This window comes from Thermomonas sp. (genome assembly GCF_020850895.1).
GTDB lineage: Bacteria > Pseudomonadota > Gammaproteobacteria > Xanthomonadales > Xanthomonadaceae > Thermomonas.
The window spans coordinates 1-14,820 of the sequence record NZ_JADZDS010000001.1 but is presented as its reverse complement, the minus strand read 5'-3'; the positions used below and the strand labels follow the sequence as shown (position 1 = coordinate 14,820).

General features: G+C 66.0%; 15 protein-coding genes. 11 read left to right on the top strand and 4 right to left on the bottom strand.

What is annotated here, in order from left to right; genetic code table 11:
* From IT472_RS00075 to IT472_RS00060, 4 genes are all read left to right on the top strand, one after another.
* Nucleotides 1-129 (top strand): magnesium transporter (locus IT472_RS00075; protein ID WP_297176506.1); only part of this gene is annotated, 129 nt, incomplete at its 5' end.
* A gap of 21 nt (nt 130-150) precedes the next feature.
* A complete protein-coding gene (locus tag IT472_RS00070; RefSeq protein ID WP_297176503.1) occupies nt 151-954 on the top strand; it encodes a TatD family hydrolase in 804 nt (267 codons plus the stop codon).
* 61 nt (nt 955-1,015) lie between these two features.
* Nucleotides 1,016-2,110 carry an efflux RND transporter periplasmic adaptor subunit gene (locus IT472_RS00065; protein ID WP_297176500.1) on the top strand — a complete coding sequence of 365 codons (1,095 nt, stop codon included), beginning with the start codon at nt 1,016-1,018 and terminating at the stop codon, nt 2,108-2,110.
* Nucleotides 2,107-5,214, top strand: coding sequence for an efflux RND transporter permease subunit (locus tag IT472_RS00060; protein WP_297176497.1), 3,108 nt, complete (start codon nt 2,107-2,109; stop codon nt 5,212-5,214). The genes IT472_RS00065 and IT472_RS00060 overlap by 4 nt, the downstream gene beginning before the upstream one ends.
* A gap of 12 nt (nt 5,215-5,226) precedes the next feature.
* Here the strand turns inward: IT472_RS00060 and IT472_RS00055 are convergent, their stop codons facing one another.
* Both IT472_RS00055 and IT472_RS00050 read right to left on the bottom strand, forming a co-directional pair.
* Nucleotides 5,227-6,000, bottom strand: a complete 774-nt coding sequence (locus IT472_RS00055) for an ABC transporter permease (protein WP_297176494.1) — start codon at nt 5,998-6,000, stop codon at nt 5,227-5,229.
* Entirely contained in the window at nt 5,997-6,938 is a 942-nt protein-coding gene (locus IT472_RS00050) for an ABC transporter ATP-binding protein (RefSeq protein WP_297176491.1), read from the bottom strand. The genes IT472_RS00055 and IT472_RS00050 overlap by 4 nt, the downstream gene beginning before the upstream one ends.
* Before the next feature lie 87 nt (nt 6,939-7,025).
* Between IT472_RS00050 and IT472_RS00045 the strand changes: the two genes are divergently transcribed.
* The 7 genes from IT472_RS00045 (at nt 7,026) to IT472_RS00015 (ending at nt 12,610) form a co-directional block, all read left to right on the top strand.
* Nucleotides 7,026-7,790 carry a ferredoxin--NADP reductase gene (locus IT472_RS00045; protein WP_297176487.1) on the top strand — a complete coding sequence of 255 codons (765 nt, stop codon included), beginning with the start codon at nt 7,026-7,028 and terminating at the stop codon, nt 7,788-7,790.
* A 212-nt stretch (nt 7,791-8,002) separates the two neighbouring features.
* On the top strand, nt 8,003-8,179 hold the full coding sequence (locus tag IT472_RS00040; protein WP_297176485.1) for a hypothetical protein: 177 nt from the start codon (nt 8,003-8,005) through the stop codon (nt 8,177-8,179).
* A complete protein-coding gene (locus IT472_RS00035; RefSeq protein WP_297176482.1) occupies nt 8,176-8,772 on the top strand; it encodes a hypothetical protein in 597 nt (198 codons plus the stop codon). The genes IT472_RS00040 and IT472_RS00035 overlap by 4 nt, the downstream gene beginning before the upstream one ends.
* On the top strand, nt 8,769-8,966 hold the full coding sequence (locus IT472_RS00030; RefSeq protein WP_297176480.1) for a helix-turn-helix transcriptional regulator: 198 nt from the start codon (nt 8,769-8,771) through the stop codon (nt 8,964-8,966). The genes IT472_RS00035 and IT472_RS00030 overlap by 4 nt, the downstream gene beginning before the upstream one ends.
* Nucleotides 8,967-9,004: 38 nt before the next feature.
* Nucleotides 9,005-10,549 (top strand): alpha/beta hydrolase, encoded by a 1,545-nt coding sequence (locus IT472_RS00025; RefSeq protein ID WP_297176478.1) that lies wholly within the window; start codon nt 9,005-9,007, stop codon nt 10,547-10,549.
* 115 nt (nt 10,550-10,664) lie between these two features.
* A complete protein-coding gene (locus tag IT472_RS00020) occupies nt 10,665-11,420 on the top strand; it encodes an ATP-binding cassette domain-containing protein (protein ID WP_297176475.1) in 756 nt (251 codons plus the stop codon).
* Nucleotides 11,417-12,610, top strand: a complete 1,194-nt coding sequence (locus IT472_RS00015) for an ABC transporter permease (RefSeq protein ID WP_297176473.1) — start codon at nt 11,417-11,419, stop codon at nt 12,608-12,610. The genes IT472_RS00020 and IT472_RS00015 overlap by 4 nt, the downstream gene beginning before the upstream one ends.
* 70 nt (nt 12,611-12,680) lie before the next feature.
* Here IT472_RS00015 and IT472_RS00010 read toward each other — a convergent pair whose 3' ends face one another.
* Together IT472_RS00010 and IT472_RS00005 are read right to left on the bottom strand one after the other, a co-directional pair.
* Entirely contained in the window at nt 12,681-13,709 is a 1,029-nt protein-coding gene (locus IT472_RS00010; RefSeq protein ID WP_297176470.1) for an energy transducer TonB, read from the bottom strand.
* A gap of 76 nt (nt 13,710-13,785) precedes the next feature.
* On the bottom strand, nt 13,786-14,820 hold a 1,035-nt coding region (locus tag IT472_RS00005), incomplete at its 5' end, for a GTPase (RefSeq protein WP_297176467.1).

The following is a 14,820-nucleotide window of genomic DNA, read 5'->3' as shown; positions in this document are numbered from 1 at the left end:
GCGCTGCAACGGCTGGGTTTCGATCCGGCCAGTGCCTCCGCGCCGTTCGTGGCGACGCTGGTGGATGTCACCGGGCTGGTGATCTATTTCAGCATCGCCGCGCTGATCCTCGGCGGGACTTTGCTGTAACCGCGCATCTAAACTGTTCGTATGCAGCTCATCGACATCGGCCTCAACCTGTCCCACGACAGCTTCGATCGCGACCGTGACGAGGTCTGGCAACGCGCGCGTGATGCCGGGGTCAGCCGCGCCATCCTCACTGGAGCCAGCCGCGAGCACTCGCCAAAGGCATTGGCGCTCGCACGGACACGACCCGGCGAGTGGTTCGCCACCGCCGGCGTGCACCCGCACCACGCCACCGAATACACCGACGAATGCGATGCCGAAATGCGCGCCCTGCACACGCATCCGGAAGTCGTCGCGGTGGGCGAATGCGGGCTGGACTACTTCCGAGATTTCTCGCCGCGTCCGGCGCAGCGCAAGGCTTTCGAACGGCAGTTGCAAATCGCGGTGGACACGCAAAAGCCGCTGTTCCTGCACCAGCGCGATGCACATTCCGATTTCATGGCGATGTTGAAGAATTTCGATGGCCGGCTTCCGCCGCTGGTGGTGCATTGCTTTACCGGCACGCGCGAGGAATTGTTCGACTATCTCGACCAGGACTGGCACGTCGGCATCACCGGCTGGCTCTGCGACGAGCGCCGCGGCGCCCACCTGCGCGACCTGGTGAAGCACATTCCCTCCGATCGGCTGATGCTCGAGACCGACGCGCCCTACCTGTTGCCGCGCACGATCACGCCAGCGCCGAAAGACCGACGCAACGAGCCGATGTACCTCGCGCATATCGTGGAGGAACTGGCACGGGATCGCGGCGAGGACGCGGCGGTCACCGCAGCCAACAGCACCACCACCGCCGAGGCATTTTTCCGATTGCCGCCGCGTGCTGCGAGTTAATGTACCCGTCGGTTTAGTTATGTGTTAGACTGCGCACCCTCACCTCACCGGACCGTAGCGCATGCGCCTGCCCTCCCGTCTGTTGCTGCCAGGCCTTGCCCTTGGCGCGGCGCTGTTCACGGCCGCCTGCCACAAGCAGAGCACCGCGCCAACAGCCGCTTCCGCACAGGCGGTCAGCGTTACGGCCGTGCAGATGCGCCCGATCCAGCGCCGCGTGGTGGCCGCTGGCCCGGTGGCGGCGTGGGAAGAGATGCAGCTGGGGGTGGAACTCAGCGGCCTGCGCGTGACGCGCCTGCTGGTGGATGTGGGACAGCGGGTGGAGAAAGGCGAGCTGCTGCTGGAATTGGACCATCGCAGCCTCGACAGCGATCTGGCACAAGCGACGGCGGCGCTGCATCAAGCCGAAGCCGGGGCCGAGCTCGCGCGTTCGAAATACGCGCGCGGGCAGTCGCTGGTGCAGGGCCACTACATCAGCGCGATGGCACTGGATGAACTGCGCGCAGCACGTACCCAAGCCGAAGCACAGCTGGGCACCGCCCGCGCTGCGCGGGATGCCGCGGCGCTGCGCCGCAGCTATGCCGAGTTGCGCGCACCGGATGCCGGCACTATTTCCAGGCGGCTGGTGCAACCCGGGCAGGTGGTGGGCGCCGGTGGCGAGCTGCTGCGGCTGATCCGCCAGGGTCGGCTGGAGTGGCGCGCCGACCTGCCCGAGGCGCAGCTGGCGCAGGTGCAGACCGGGCAAGCCGTGGTGCTGGACGGCAGCGGTGTGACGGGCCGCGTGCGCGCGGTCACCCCCGGGGTGGACAGCACCACTCGCACCGGCACCGCCTACGTGGATTTACCCGAACCCGGGCCGGTCCAGCCCGGTGCCTATGTGCAAGGCCGGATCGAAATCGGGCAGGGGAATGCGCTGGTGATCCCGGTGGCGTCGGTCGTGCACCGCGACGGCCATGCCTACGCCTTTCGCGTGGGCAGCGACCAGCGCGCGCGGCAAGTGCGCATCGAGACCGGCAGCGCCCAGGGCGACACCATCGATGTGCTCAGGGGCCTGAAGGTGGGTGACCGCGTTGTCAGCGCCGGCGCCGGCTTCCTGGCCGAAGGCGATCGCGTGCGCGTGGTGCCAAGCGCGGGCAGTTCTCCAGGCACCGCCCCATGAGCGGCGGCGGCACCCTGTCCAGCTGGGGCATCCGCAATCCGGTGCCCGCCATCATGCTGTTCTTCGTGCTCTGCGTGGCCGGGTTCTGGGGCTTCCATCAATTGCCGGTGGCGCGCTTTCCCGACATCAGTTTCCCGATGGTGACGGTGGTCATCACCCAGCCGGGCGCTTCGCCGCAGCAGTTGGAAACCGAGGTGACGCGCAAGGTGGAAGACGCGGTGGCCACCCTCAATCACGTCAAGCGCGTGTTCTCCACGGTGGTGGATGGCCAGTCCACCACGGTCATTGAATTTCACATCGACGCGAATTTGCTGGAGGCACTGAACGACAGCAAGGACGCCGTCACCCGCATCCGCATGGACCTGCCGCAGGACATCCAGGAGCCGGTGATTTCGAAGGTGGACATTGTCGGCTCGCTGCTCACCTATGCGGTGGACGCGCCGTCGATGCAACCGGATGAGGTGTCGTGGTTCGTCGATCGCTACGTGGCGCGCGCACTGTATGGCGTCAATGGCGTGGCGGCGGTGACGCGCATCGGCGGCGTGGATCGGCAGATTCGCGTGGATCTGAACCCGCAGGCGCTGCTGGCGCAGGGCATCACCGCCGGCGCGGTGAACCAGCAACTGGCGGCGATGCAGGTGGATCGTCCGGGCGGCAGGACCGAGCAGGACGGCGGCCAGCAGAGCGTGCGCACGCTCAACACCGTGGCCGATGCGCAGGCACTTCGCAGTTTCAGCATCGCCCTGCCCAATGGCCAGCACACCCGGCTGGATGCGCTCGCTACGGTCCACGACGGTCGCGCCGATCCCACCCAACTCGCGCTGCTCGATGGCAAACCGGTGGTGGGCTTTTCGCTGGCGCGCTCACGCGGAGCCGATGAGCTGAAGGTTCGTGATGCCGTCCGCGCGGCGCTGGCCGAACTGGCCAGACAGCATCCCGGCGTGTCGTTCCGGCAAGTGACCGACATGTCGGAAGAAACCCAGCGCTCGTATTCATCGTCGATGCTGATGCTGTGGGAAGGCGCCCTGCTGGCACTGGCGGTGGTGTTCTGGTTCCTGCGCGACTGGCGTGCCACCTGGGTGTCGGCGATCGCGCTGCCGCTGTCGATCATCCCCACCTTCGCGGTGATCCAGTGGCTGGGCTTCAGCCTGAACATGATCACCCTGCTGGCCCTGAGCGTGGTGATCGGCCTGCTGGTGGACGATGCCATCGTCGAGATCGAAAACATCGTGCGCCATCTGGGCATGGGCAAGAAGCCGCTGGAAGCCGCGCGTGATGCCGCCGACGAAATCGGCACGGCGGTGATCGCCACCTCGGTGACGCTGGCAGCAGTGTTTGTGCCGGTGGCCTTCATGCCCGGCGTGTCCGGAAAGTTTTTCCGCGAATTCGGCTGGACCGCGGCCACGGCCGTGCTGTTCTCGCTGCTGGTGGCACGGCTGCTGACGCCGATGATGGCCGCACATCTGCTCAAGCCCAAGCCGCATGCCGAGGAAGACGGCACGCTGATGCGCCGCTATCTGGTGTGGGTGGACAAGGCACTGCACCATCGCTGGAAAACTCTGGGTGCGGCGGCGCTGCTGTTTCTCGCTTCGCTGGCCCTGATCCCGCTGATCCCCACCACCTTCATTCCGGTGACCGATCAAGGCCGCAGCATGCTGTCGCTGGAGCTGGCGCCGGGCGCGCGCATCGATGACACCGCCCGCATGACCGAGCAAGCGCGCGCGCTGTTGCAGCCGATTCCCGAACTCAAGCAAGTGTTCACCCAAATTGGCTCCGTGCCCAATCTGGGCGATCCCGGCAAAAGCGGTCTCCCCGATTTGCGGCGCGCCGTGCTGACTCTGGAATGGGGCGCCTCCGGTAGCCGCGATCGCAGCCAGCACACGCTGGAGGATGAGGTCCGTACGCGCCTGGCCAACCTGCCCGGCGTGCGAATGAGCTTCATGAGCAATGAACCCGGCGAGCTGATGCAGCTGGTCCTGGCCGGCGATGATGCCGACGCGCTGTACGCCTCGGCGGCGAAGGTGGAGCGCGAACTGCGCACCATCCCGGGGCTGGGCAGCGTGTCGTCCTCGGCCTCGCTGCTGCGTCCGGAAGTGCAGATCTTCCCGGATTCGGCCCGCGCCGCCGAGCTGGGCGTGTCCACCATGGCGATTGCCGAAGCCGCCCGCATCGCCACCAGCGGCGACTACGTGCAGCGCATGGCCAAACTCAACCTGGCCGATCGGCAGATCCCGATCCGCGTCGGTTTCGACCAGGCCGCCCTGGCGCAGCCAGACTTGCTGGCGCAGCTACGTGTACCCGGCGCCCGCGGTGCGGTGCCGCTGGCGGCGGTCGCATCCATCCGCGACGGCAGCGGGCCGTCGGTGATCAGCCGCTACAAGCGCCAGCGCAACATCACCCTGACCGCCGAGCTCAACGGCCGCCCGCTGGGCGAGGTGATGGCGCAGGCGCAGCAACTGCCCTCGGTGAAGGCGTTGCCGCCGGGGGTGTCGTTCATCAATACCGGGGATTCGGAGATTTTCGTCGAACTGTTCACCGGCTTCATGATGGCGATGGTGGCCGGCATCACCTGCATCTACATGGTGCTGCTGTTGTTGTTCCGCCACCCGATGCAGCCGCTGACCATCCTGAGCGCGATCCCGCTGTGCGCGGCCGGCGCATTCGGTGCGCTGCTGATCACCCGCAACATGCTGTCGCTGCCGGCGCTGATCGGCTTGTTGATGCTGATCGGCATCGCCAGCAAGAACTCCATCCTGCTGGTGGATTACGCGGTGATGGCCGAGGACGAACACGGCCTGCCACGGCACGCCGCCCTGCTCGACGCCTGCCACAAGCGCGCCCGCCCGGTGATCATGACCACGATTGCGATGGGTGCCGGCATGCTGCCGCTGGCGCTGGGGTTCTCCGGCGAATCCAGCATGCGCGCGCCGATGGCGTGGGCGGTGATCGGCGGGCTGGTCACCTCCACCGCCCTGAGCCTGCTGGTGGTACCGGCCGCCTACACGGTGCTGGATGATCTGGGCACCTGGATCGCACGGCGCTGGCACGGCAAGGCGGACGTCAGCCGCAGCGCCACGGCGCAGCCAAGAAGCCACGCGGACTGAATCCGCGCGGCCTCAGCTGCGCAGGCCCACGCCTAGCTTGAGCAACCACAGCGCCAGCGCGGTCAGCGCCAGCACGAAACCCAGCATCAGGCCAAACGCGACGCCCAGCGGCACGTCGCTTTGCCCCAGCAGGCCGTAGCGGAACGCGTTGACCATGTAGAAGATCGGATTGGCGTGGGTCGCGGTCTGTGCCCAGCCCGGCAGCAGGGTGATGGAATAGAACACGCCGCCGAGATAGGTCAGCGGGGTCAGGATGAAGGTCGGCACGATGGCGACGTCATCGAACTTCTTCGCGTAGATCGCATTGATGAACCCCGCCAGCGAGAAGATCGTCGCCCCCAGCAGCACCGAACCCAGGGTCGCCAACGGATGCGGCAAATGCACGCGGGTGAACAACATCGCGATGCACAGCACGATCGCGCCCACCATCAGGCCGCGCAGCACCGCGCCTGCGACGTAGCCCGCCAGGATCACCCCATTGGGCATCGGGCTGACCAGCAATTCCTCGACATGGCGGCCGAACTTGGCGCCGAAGAACGAGCTGGAAATGTTGCCGTAGCTGTTCTGGATCACGCTCATCATCACCAGCCCGGGAACGATGAACTGCATGTAGTCCATGCCGCCCATCTTGCCGACCCGCGCACCGATCAGGCCGCCGAAGATCAGGAAGTACAGGGTCATGGTGATCGCCGGCGGGATCAGGGTCTGGGTCCAGATCCGCAGGATCCGCACCACCTCGCGGCGGGTGATGGTGAACAGCGCGACCAAGGCGGGGTGGGTGTTCATGGCGCGGCCTCCCGCGCGGTCAGGCGCACGAACAGTTCCTCCAGCCGATTGCTCTTGTTGCGCATCGACTGCACCCGGATCCCGGCGGCGTCGAAGGCCGCGAACACGCGGTTGAGATCCATGGCCCGCGGCATGTCCAGCTCCAGCGTGCGTGCGTCGCTCGCCTGCAGGGTGGCACCTTCGATCACCGGCAAGACCAAGGGCAGGTCGTCTTCGATGTCGAACAGGAAGCCTTCGACGTCGAGCTTGGCCAGCAGCGATTTCATCGACCCGCGTTCAACGATGCTGCCGTGGTCGATGATGGCGAGGTTCCGGCACAGGCTCTCGGCCTCCTCCAGATAGTGGGTGGTCAGGATGATCGTGGTGCCGGCGGCATTGATCTCCTTCAGGGTCTTCCACATGCCGCGACGGATCTCGATGTCGACGCCTGCGGTGGGCTCATCGAGGATCAGCAGGCGCGGCTGGGTCATCATCGCCCGCGCGATCATCAGGCGGCGCTTCATGCCGCCGGACAGGGTGCGGCTCATCTTGTCGGCCTTGTCCCACAGCAGTGCGTCCTTCAGCACCGCCTCGGCGCGCTGCAAGGCCTGCGCACGCGGCACGCCGTAGAAGCCCGCGTAGTTCACGCAGATGTCCAGCGGCTTCTCGAACATGTTGAAGTTGACTTCCTGCGGCACCAACCCGATCAGCCGCATCGCCGCGCTGCGTTCGCGCTGGATGTCGACGCCGAACACCTCCACGCTCCCGGCGCTCATGTTGACCAGCGAGCTGACGATGCCGATCAGGGTGCTCTTGCCGGCGCCATTGGGCCCGAGCAGGGCATAGAAATCGCCGGCCGCGACCTCCAGGTCGACGCCTTTCAGCGCGAGCACGCCATTGTCATAGGTCTTGCGCAACTCGCGCACGCGCAGGGCGGGCAGGTCGGACACCGGCGTCATCACATTCGGGAGCGCGGGCGGCCCGCGCGAAGCCGGTAGTATAGGCAGCCCCGTGGCTGCATCGATGCCACGCTGTGTTGCAGCGCCGTGTCGATCCTTCGCTTCCCGATCAAGCTTGTCGCGCGCCGGATGCTGGCGCCCACCGTCGCCCACCTGTCGTTCGAGCGCGACGACGGCCAGGTGCTGCCCTGCATCCCCGGCCAGTTCATCCAGATCCATTTCCGCTATGCGGACGGCAGCGAGGCGCGCCGCAGCTACTCGATCGCTCTGGGCCGCGCCCTCGACACGCCGCCCGATGCCCGCGTGGACATCGCGGTGAGCTATGTCAGCGGCGGTGCCGCCACCGCCCTGTTCGAAGCCTTGGAGATCGGCCATCGACTGGAGGCCAGTGGTCCGTATGGGCGCTTCTGCCTGTTCCCGAACGACGCCAATCGGCGTTACCTGCTGGTTGGCACCGGCACCGGCATCACTCCGTACCGGGCGATGCTGCCGCAGCTGGAAAAACTCATGCATGATCGCAGCGTCGACGTCGTGCTGCTGCAGGGCGCACGCAGCCCGGCTGAGCTGCTGTATGGCGATGAGTTCCGCGCCTTTGCCAATGCGCACCCCGGCTTCCGCTATGTCCCCTGCCTGTCGCGCGAACTGCCGATGGAAGATTCACTGCACGCGCATCCCGACGTGCGCCACGGCTATGTGCAGAACGTGCTGGCCGAACTGGAGCCGGATCCGGAACACGATATCGCGTATCTGTGCGGCAACCCGGACATGGTGGATGCGAGTTTCGAGCTGCTGAAGGAACGTGGCTTGGCGATCGGCAGGATCCGGCGCGAGAAATACGTCAGCAACAAGTGACGGCGGCGGCGGGTGGCCAAGCCTCTCGCGTCGCCGGAGCGAGCGGCTTGAAGCGGGAATGTCCCCCGGCCGCGGGCGCGGCCTCCGCCTTTGTTTCCCGTCTCAAGCCGCCCGCCCCGCGATCTCCGGGCAATTGCGTGTCAAGGACGCTTGACAAGCGCTTTTCTGCGCCTGTATTGTTGTGTCAAGTTTCCTTGACACGCGAACTCAAAATGCAATCGCAAACGCCCAACAACGTGAAAGGCTCCGGCATCGGCTTCCTCGGTGCAGGCGCAGCGTTCCTGGCCATCGGCATCAGCGGGCAGGTTGCGTTCATCGGCGTCGGCGCTGCCTTCCTCGGCCTCGGCATCGCGTTCCTGGTGAAGGCGCGCAGGGATGACGCGAAATGACCACCCGTCGCTGGATGTGGAGTTTCGTGCTGATCGCGTTGGGCTGCATCGCCCTGGCTGCAGTCGGCCACTGGTGGCTGCAGTGGCCGAAGAATGCAGTGCAGACCTGGCTCGGGATCGGCGGCGGCTATCTGGCGGGCTCAGCAGTGATGTTGCTGATACCGCGCTGGTGGCGCGAGCATTGCGACGAAATGTACGCGCAGCCGGCCGGCAAGCGTTACGTGCGCGCACTGATCCCGATCATGGTGTTCTATTCGCTGGCGCTGTTCGCGTCCACCTGGGCAATCAAGCAAGGCATCCCCTCGCTGCCCGTGCGCGCCGTGGTCGCGGTGCTGCCGGCGCTGGCCATCGTGATGATGATGTGGGCCGCATTGCGCTATCTGCGTGAAATCGACGAGCTGCAACGACGGATCGAAACCGAAGCCATCGGCATTGCCAGCCTATTGGTGTCGGCGTTGTATTTCGCTGGCGGCTTGTTGGAGAAGGCCAAGGTGCTCAGCTTCGATGCCGGTGCAGCGATGATCTGGGTATTCCCCTTGCTGATGCTGGTGTATGGCGTCTGCAAGTACATCCTGACCAAGCGCTACCTGTGAACAACCGCCTGCGCGAACTGCGTGATGCCCGGGGCTGGTCGCAAGGCGAACTTGCGACGCAGCTGGACGTGTCCAGGCAAACCATCAACGCGCTGGAAACCGGCAAGTACGACCCGTCGCTGCCGCTGGCCTTCAAGATCGCCAAACTGTTTTCCTGCCGGATCGAGGATGTGTTCCTGCCCGATCCGACCTGACGCCACTCCACCCACCACCACGCCATGAGGGTGTTCCCATGCATTCCCGCAAGACCCGCCTTGTCCTGGCCATCGCCGCTGCTGCGGCGATCCTGGGCTACAAGGCTATCCGGCTCCACCACGACGCCAACGCCGCCACCACGCCCGGCGCCTCGGGCCCGGTGGAAGCACTCAAGCCGACCCTGTTCGGCAAGATCGCCTTCACCCCGTGCAGCCTCAGCTCGCCGAACAGCAAGGACACGCTGGATGCGCAGTGCGCGCAGTTCGAGGTCCCCGAGGATCGCAGCCATCCGAACGGCCGCAGGATCAAGCTCAACATCGCTTGGTTGGCGCCCGCGGGCAGCGGTGAAAAACTGCCGGATCCGGTGTTCTTCCTCGCCGGCGGTCCCGGGCAATCCGCGGTCGATACCTATCCGGGCCTGGATCCGGTGTTCAAGGAAGTGCGCCGGCAGCGCAACGTGATCCTGATCGACCAGCGCGGCACCGGCCATTCCAACCTGCTGTCCTGCGACCTCGACGATGACAGAGCGGACGACGCCGACACCTCCCCGGCGGCGGCGCAGGCGGACGCGGCGAACTGTGCGGCGGCATTGGCGCGCAAGGCGGACCTGCGCTTCTACACCACCACCGATGCGGTGGCCGACCTCGACGCCGTGCGCGCTGCACTCGGTGTCGCCCAGGTCAACCTGGTCGGCATCAGCTACGGCACCCGCGTGGCCCAGCAATACGCGATGCGGCATCCGGCGCAAACCCGCAGCATTGTCCTCGACTCGGTCGTGCCCAACACCCTGGGATTGGGCAATATCTTCGCCCGCAATCTCGACGACGCGCTGACCCTGCAGTTCGCGCTGTGCGGCAAGGATCCGGCCTGCAAGGGCAAGCTGGGCGATCCGCGCGCCGAGCTCGACCGCCTGCTGGCCACCTTGCGCGCCGCGCCCGTCAGCGTGCAGTACCGCGATGCCACCAGTGGCGAACCCAAACAAGGCAGCCTGACCGCCGATGCCGTCGCCGGGCTGGTGCGGATGTACGCCTACATGCCACTGGCCAGCGGCCTGTTGCCCAAGCTCATCCATGAGGCCAATGCCGGCCATTACCAAGGCCTGATGGCGCTGACGCAGATGATGCGCGGCGAAATGAAGGACGCGATGGCGATGGGCATGCAGATGTCGGTCACCTGCAGCGAGGACGCCGACAGCATGGTGGCGCGCGCCGAAGACGCCGACACCATCCTTGGCAACAAGATGCCGGAAAGCATGGCGGCGATGTGCCAGGTCTGGCCGAAGGGTGCCGTGCCCGCCGATTTCCACCACGCGCTGGCAACCCATGTCCCGGCTTTGCTGATGGAAGGCGAGTTCGATCCGGTGACACCGCCGCGCTACGGCACCGAGGTCGTGAGGCACTTGCCGAATGGCCGCCTGTTCGTGCTCAAGGGCCAAGGCCACAACGTGATCGCCGCTGGCTGCATGCCCAAGCTGTTCGCCCAGTTCATCGAGAAGGCCGACGCCAAGGCGCTGGATGGCCGCTGCCTGGACACGCTCGGCTACGCCTACCCCTTCACCAGCTTCAACGGCGCAGAGCCGTGAAAGCCGGGATTCGGGACTCGGGATTCGATAAGAGCCAAACACTGCTACGAATCACCATTCTTCCCATTCCGAACCCAACCTCCCACGTCCTTTCCAATCCCCAATCCCCAATCCCATGATCACAGCAGAACATCTCCGCAAGACCTTCCCCGGCAAGGGCAAGGACAAGCAACGCGTGGTCGCCGTCGACGACGTCGGCTTCACCGCGCAGGATGGCCAGATCACCGGCCTGCTTGGCCCCAATGGCGCCGGCAAGACCACCACGTTGCGCATGCTCTACACCCTGATGAGCCCGGAAACCGGGCGCGTGCTGATCGACGGTGTCGACGTGGCCAGCGATGCCGAACGCGTGCGCCGCAGCCTCGGCGTACTGCCCGATGCCCGCGGCGTCTACAAGCGGCTGACCGCACGCGAGAACATCGACTACTTCGGCAAGTTGCACGGCATGGACGACGCGGCGATCGCGCAGCGCTGCGCCAAGCTCGCCGCCGCATTGCAGATGGAGGATTTTCTCGACCGCGCCACTGAAGGCTTCAGCCAGGGCCAGCGCACCAAGACCGCGATCGCGCGCGCGCTGATCCACGACCCGAAGAACGTGATCCTCGACGAACCCACCAACGGACTCGACGTGATGACCACCCGCGGACTGCGCGGCTTCCTCAAGGAGCTGCGCGCGGAAGGCCGCTGCGTGATCTTCTCCAGCCACATCATGCAGGAGGTCGCCGCGCTGTGTGATCGCATCGTGATCATTGCTTCTGGCCGCGTCACCGCGCAGGGCACGCCGGACGAACTGCGCGCACAGGCCGGCGAGGACAACCTCGAAGACGCCTTCGTGAAACTGATCGGCAGCGAGGAGGGCCTGCACGCATGAGCCAGAACACCTTCCTCACCACCGTGCTGACGGTGCTCGGCAAGGAATGGCGCGATTTCTACCGCGACCGCCGGACCTTCTTCCTCAGCCTGTTGATGGCACCCCTGCTCTACCCGCTGATCTTCCTCGGCATCGGCAAGCTCACCCAGATGCGCACCGAGACCCAGCTGGACAAGCCGATCAGCTTGCCGGTGCTGGGCATGGAACGGGCACCGAACCTGATCAAGATGCTGGCCGCCTACGGCATCAATGCCAAGCCTGCGCCCGCCGACATCGAAGCGCGGGTGCGTGCCCAGCAGGAAGACCTCGCCCTGGCCATCGATGAGGACTTCGCCGAAGACTTCCGTAGCGGCCGACCGGCCAAGATCGACATCATCACCGACACCACCCGCCGCAATGCCGATGTCGCGGTGGCCCGGGTCAGCAAGGTGCTGGAGAACTACGGCAACGGCGTGGGCGCGCTGCGCCTGTTGATCCGCGGGATCAACCCCGCGATCGCCTCGCCGCTGAAGGTCGGCACCCGTGACATGGCCACGCCCGAAGCCAAGAACAGCCAGTTCATGGCGATCCTGCTGCCGATGATCCTGACCATCTTCGCCTTCATCGGCGGCGCCCATCTGGCCATGGACACCACTGCCGGCGAACGCGAACGGCAGTCGCTGGAACCGCTGCTGGCCACGCCGGCCTCGCGGGCGGCATTGGTGGGCGGCAAGATGCTGGCGGCGGCACTGCTGGGATTGTCCACGATGCTGTTGATCCTGGTGTCGTTCAAGCTGTCTGCCACACTCGCCAGCGGCATCGGCGCGCAGATGGACGTGAGCTTCCTCGCCATGGGCAAACTGCTGTTGACCCTCACCCCGCTGGTGTTGATCGGCACCGCGCTGATCACCGCGCTGGCCGCCGGCGCCAAGAGCATGAAGGAGGCGCAGAGCCACATCATGTGGTTGATGATGCTGCCGATGCTGCCGGCGTACGGCTTGATGGCCTATCCGCTGAAGGACACCGCGCTGTGGCAATACGCCGTGCCGTTCCTGTCGCAAAACCAGCTGATCCAGAAGATCACCCGCGGCGAAGCGGCGACTCTGCAGCAATGGGGCCTGTACCTCGCCAGTTCGCTGGCACTGGCTGCGGTGCTGTGGGCGCTGGCGGTGTGGCGCTACAAGCAGGAGAAGCTGGCGATCTCGGCCTGAGATCGACAATCCATTGAAACGAAAAGCCCGGCATCAGGCCGGGCTTTTCTGTGCGCGGATCGGGCTTCGTTTATTCGAAATTGATCGTGCGCCGGGTCGTGGTGGCTTGATCGATTGGCTGGAACTTCCAACGCTTGACCGCCGACAGCGCTTCGCGCTCGAAGTCGCGGGCGAACTGGCGTGGAACCTCCGATCCCACCACGCGGGCGCTGGTCACCGAGCCGTCGCTGCCCACGGTGAACTCGACCTGCACGGAGCCCCTCGCGCCCGCCCGCTGCGCTGCCGGCGGGAACCGCGGGGCCCCCTGGGAAACGGCCTGCAACGAGCTGGACGCCGCCGGACGTGGCGCCGCCGGACGCGGTGCTTCTGGTGCCGGTGTGGGCGGTGCCGCTGCCGCTGCCGCCCGGCGGCGCACTTCTTCTTCGGCAGCCTGCCGCTGCTGATCCGCCGCTGCCTGCTGTTGGGCCTGTTGGGCCTGCTGGGCAGCGAGCTGGCGCTGCTGTTCCTGCAGCTTCTTCTGGTCTTCCTCGCGCTGCTTGGCCTGTTCTTCCTTGAGCTTGGCTTCCTGCTCAGCGGTCAACTGCTGCTGCTGGGCACGCTGGGCCACCAGTTGCTCGCCCTTGCCGACTGCATCCTTGAGTCGCGCCAGCGCAGGATGGCTCGGGTCGGCCTTGCCGATCAGGGCAAGCAACCGCTTGGCTTCTTCGAAGTCTTCGCGGGAAACACCCTGCTCGGTTGCGATCACTGCCATCGGCATGAGGTCATTCAGTGCACTCGACGCGCTGGCATCCCCCGGCTGCTTGTCGCGCAGCGCAAGGTAATACTCCATCGCGTTGTTTCCGGCCGGCGCGTACAACCGGTTGTCGTCGTATGCCTTGCGCGCTGCTTCACGCAGCTGGTCCGGGCTCATCTGGGCCACTGCGGCAGACACCACCGGTGCCGCAGCCGGCGCACTGGTTGCGCTGGCATTGGTCGCCTGCGGTCCGGCTGGTGCAACGGTTTCATTCTTCTTGCATGCCGTGAACGCAAAAGCCACGGCAACACTCAGCGCAACGGGAGCAAACTTGCGGATCATTTTGTTAGCAGACATCACGGCCACCCCTGCTTGTACGGGCACTTATGCGATAGGACGCAGCAGCGGGGAACATTTGTCAAGGGCCTTGGGCGGCGCGTGGTTATTTCCCGATGCAGAAGGTTGTGAAAATGTGACCCAGTAGCCCGTCTGCATCGACTTGGCCGCCGATCTCCCCGAGCGCACGGTGCGCCTGCGACAGCGCCTCCGCAGTCAACTCGAGCTGCTCGCGTGCCAGGTCGGATCGCGCCTGCTCCAGCCAGTCCCTCGCGTGCACGAGGGCCTGCACATGGCGTGATCGGGCAGAAAATGCCCCGTCGCCCACCGATCCACCCGCAAGTTCGGAAAGGCGGTGCCTCAGCAGGTCGAGTCCGGCTCCAGTGCGCGCCGACAGCGACAGCGCATTTTGGGGCAGGATCGGCAATTCCGGCACCAGGTCCACCTTGTTGTATAGCCAAAGCACCTCAGGAACGCCCTCGATGGCGGCAGCAACCGCTTGCCTTCCCGCATCCGGAGCCTGCGCATCCAGCACCACCAGCGCCAGATCAGCGCGCGTCAGTGCCTCGTGCGCACGCCGGATGCCTTCGGCCTCGATGGCATCGGCGGCGGCGCGAATGCCCGCAGTGTCGACCAGAGTCAGCTCCATGCCATCCAAGCGCAAGGTTTCCGCCAGGGTGTCGCGGGTCGTGCCGGGGATGGCCGTCACGATCGCACGTTCGCAGCCAGACAATGCATTCAACAGCGAACTCTTGCCGGCATTGGGCGGACCAACCAGCACCGCATGCAGTCCGTCGCGCAATTTGCGTCCCCGCTCGGCCTCGACCAGGAGTTGCCCAAGATCAGCCCGGGCCGCCCCCAACCGCACCTGCAGCTGGCTGCCCCCCAGCGTTTCCAGCGGTTCATCGACGAAATCGATGGCGGCCTCGGCGTGGACCCTGATGGCCAGAACCTGCGCCATCAGGGCGTCGATCCGGCGCGAGAACACGCCGTCCAGCGACCGCCGGGCGGCGCGCGCGGCGCGGACATCGGCGGCGGCGATCAGGTCGGCGATGGCCTCGGCCTGCACCAGGTCGAGTTTGCCATTGAGGAAGGCGCGCTGGCTGAATTCCCCGGGCAGCGCCTGTCGCGCGCCCAGGCG

Bases quoted from the DNA above. Each gene is read 5' to 3' on its own strand.
- IT472_RS00070 (WP_297176503.1), top strand. From the start codon at position 151: ATGCAGCTCATCGACATCGGCCTCAACCTGTCCCACGACAGCTTCGAT.
- IT472_RS00050 (WP_297176491.1), bottom strand. From the start codon at position 6,938: ATGACGCCGGTGTCCGACCTGCCCGCCCTGCGCGTGCGCGAGTTGCGC.
- IT472_RS00035 (WP_297176482.1), top strand. From the start codon at position 8,176: ATGACCACCCGTCGCTGGATGTGGAGTTTCGTGCTGATCGCGTTGGGC.
- IT472_RS00055 (WP_297176494.1), bottom strand. From the start codon at position 6,000: ATGAACACCCACCCCGCCTTGGTCGCGCTGTTCACCATCACCCGCCGC.
- IT472_RS00040 (WP_297176485.1), top strand. From the start codon at position 8,003: ATGCAATCGCAAACGCCCAACAACGTGAAAGGCTCCGGCATCGGCTTC.
- IT472_RS00025 (WP_297176478.1), top strand. From the start codon at position 9,005: ATGCATTCCCGCAAGACCCGCCTTGTCCTGGCCATCGCCGCTGCTGCG.
- IT472_RS00020 (WP_297176475.1), top strand. From the start codon at position 10,665: ATGATCACAGCAGAACATCTCCGCAAGACCTTCCCCGGCAAGGGCAAG.
- IT472_RS00015 (WP_297176473.1), top strand. From the start codon at position 11,417: ATGAGCCAGAACACCTTCCTCACCACCGTGCTGACGGTGCTCGGCAAG.
- IT472_RS00065 (WP_297176500.1), top strand. From the start codon at position 1,016: ATGCGCCTGCCCTCCCGTCTGTTGCTGCCAGGCCTTGCCCTTGGCGCG.
- IT472_RS00060 (WP_297176497.1), top strand. From the start codon at position 2,107: ATGAGCGGCGGCGGCACCCTGTCCAGCTGGGGCATCCGCAATCCGGTG.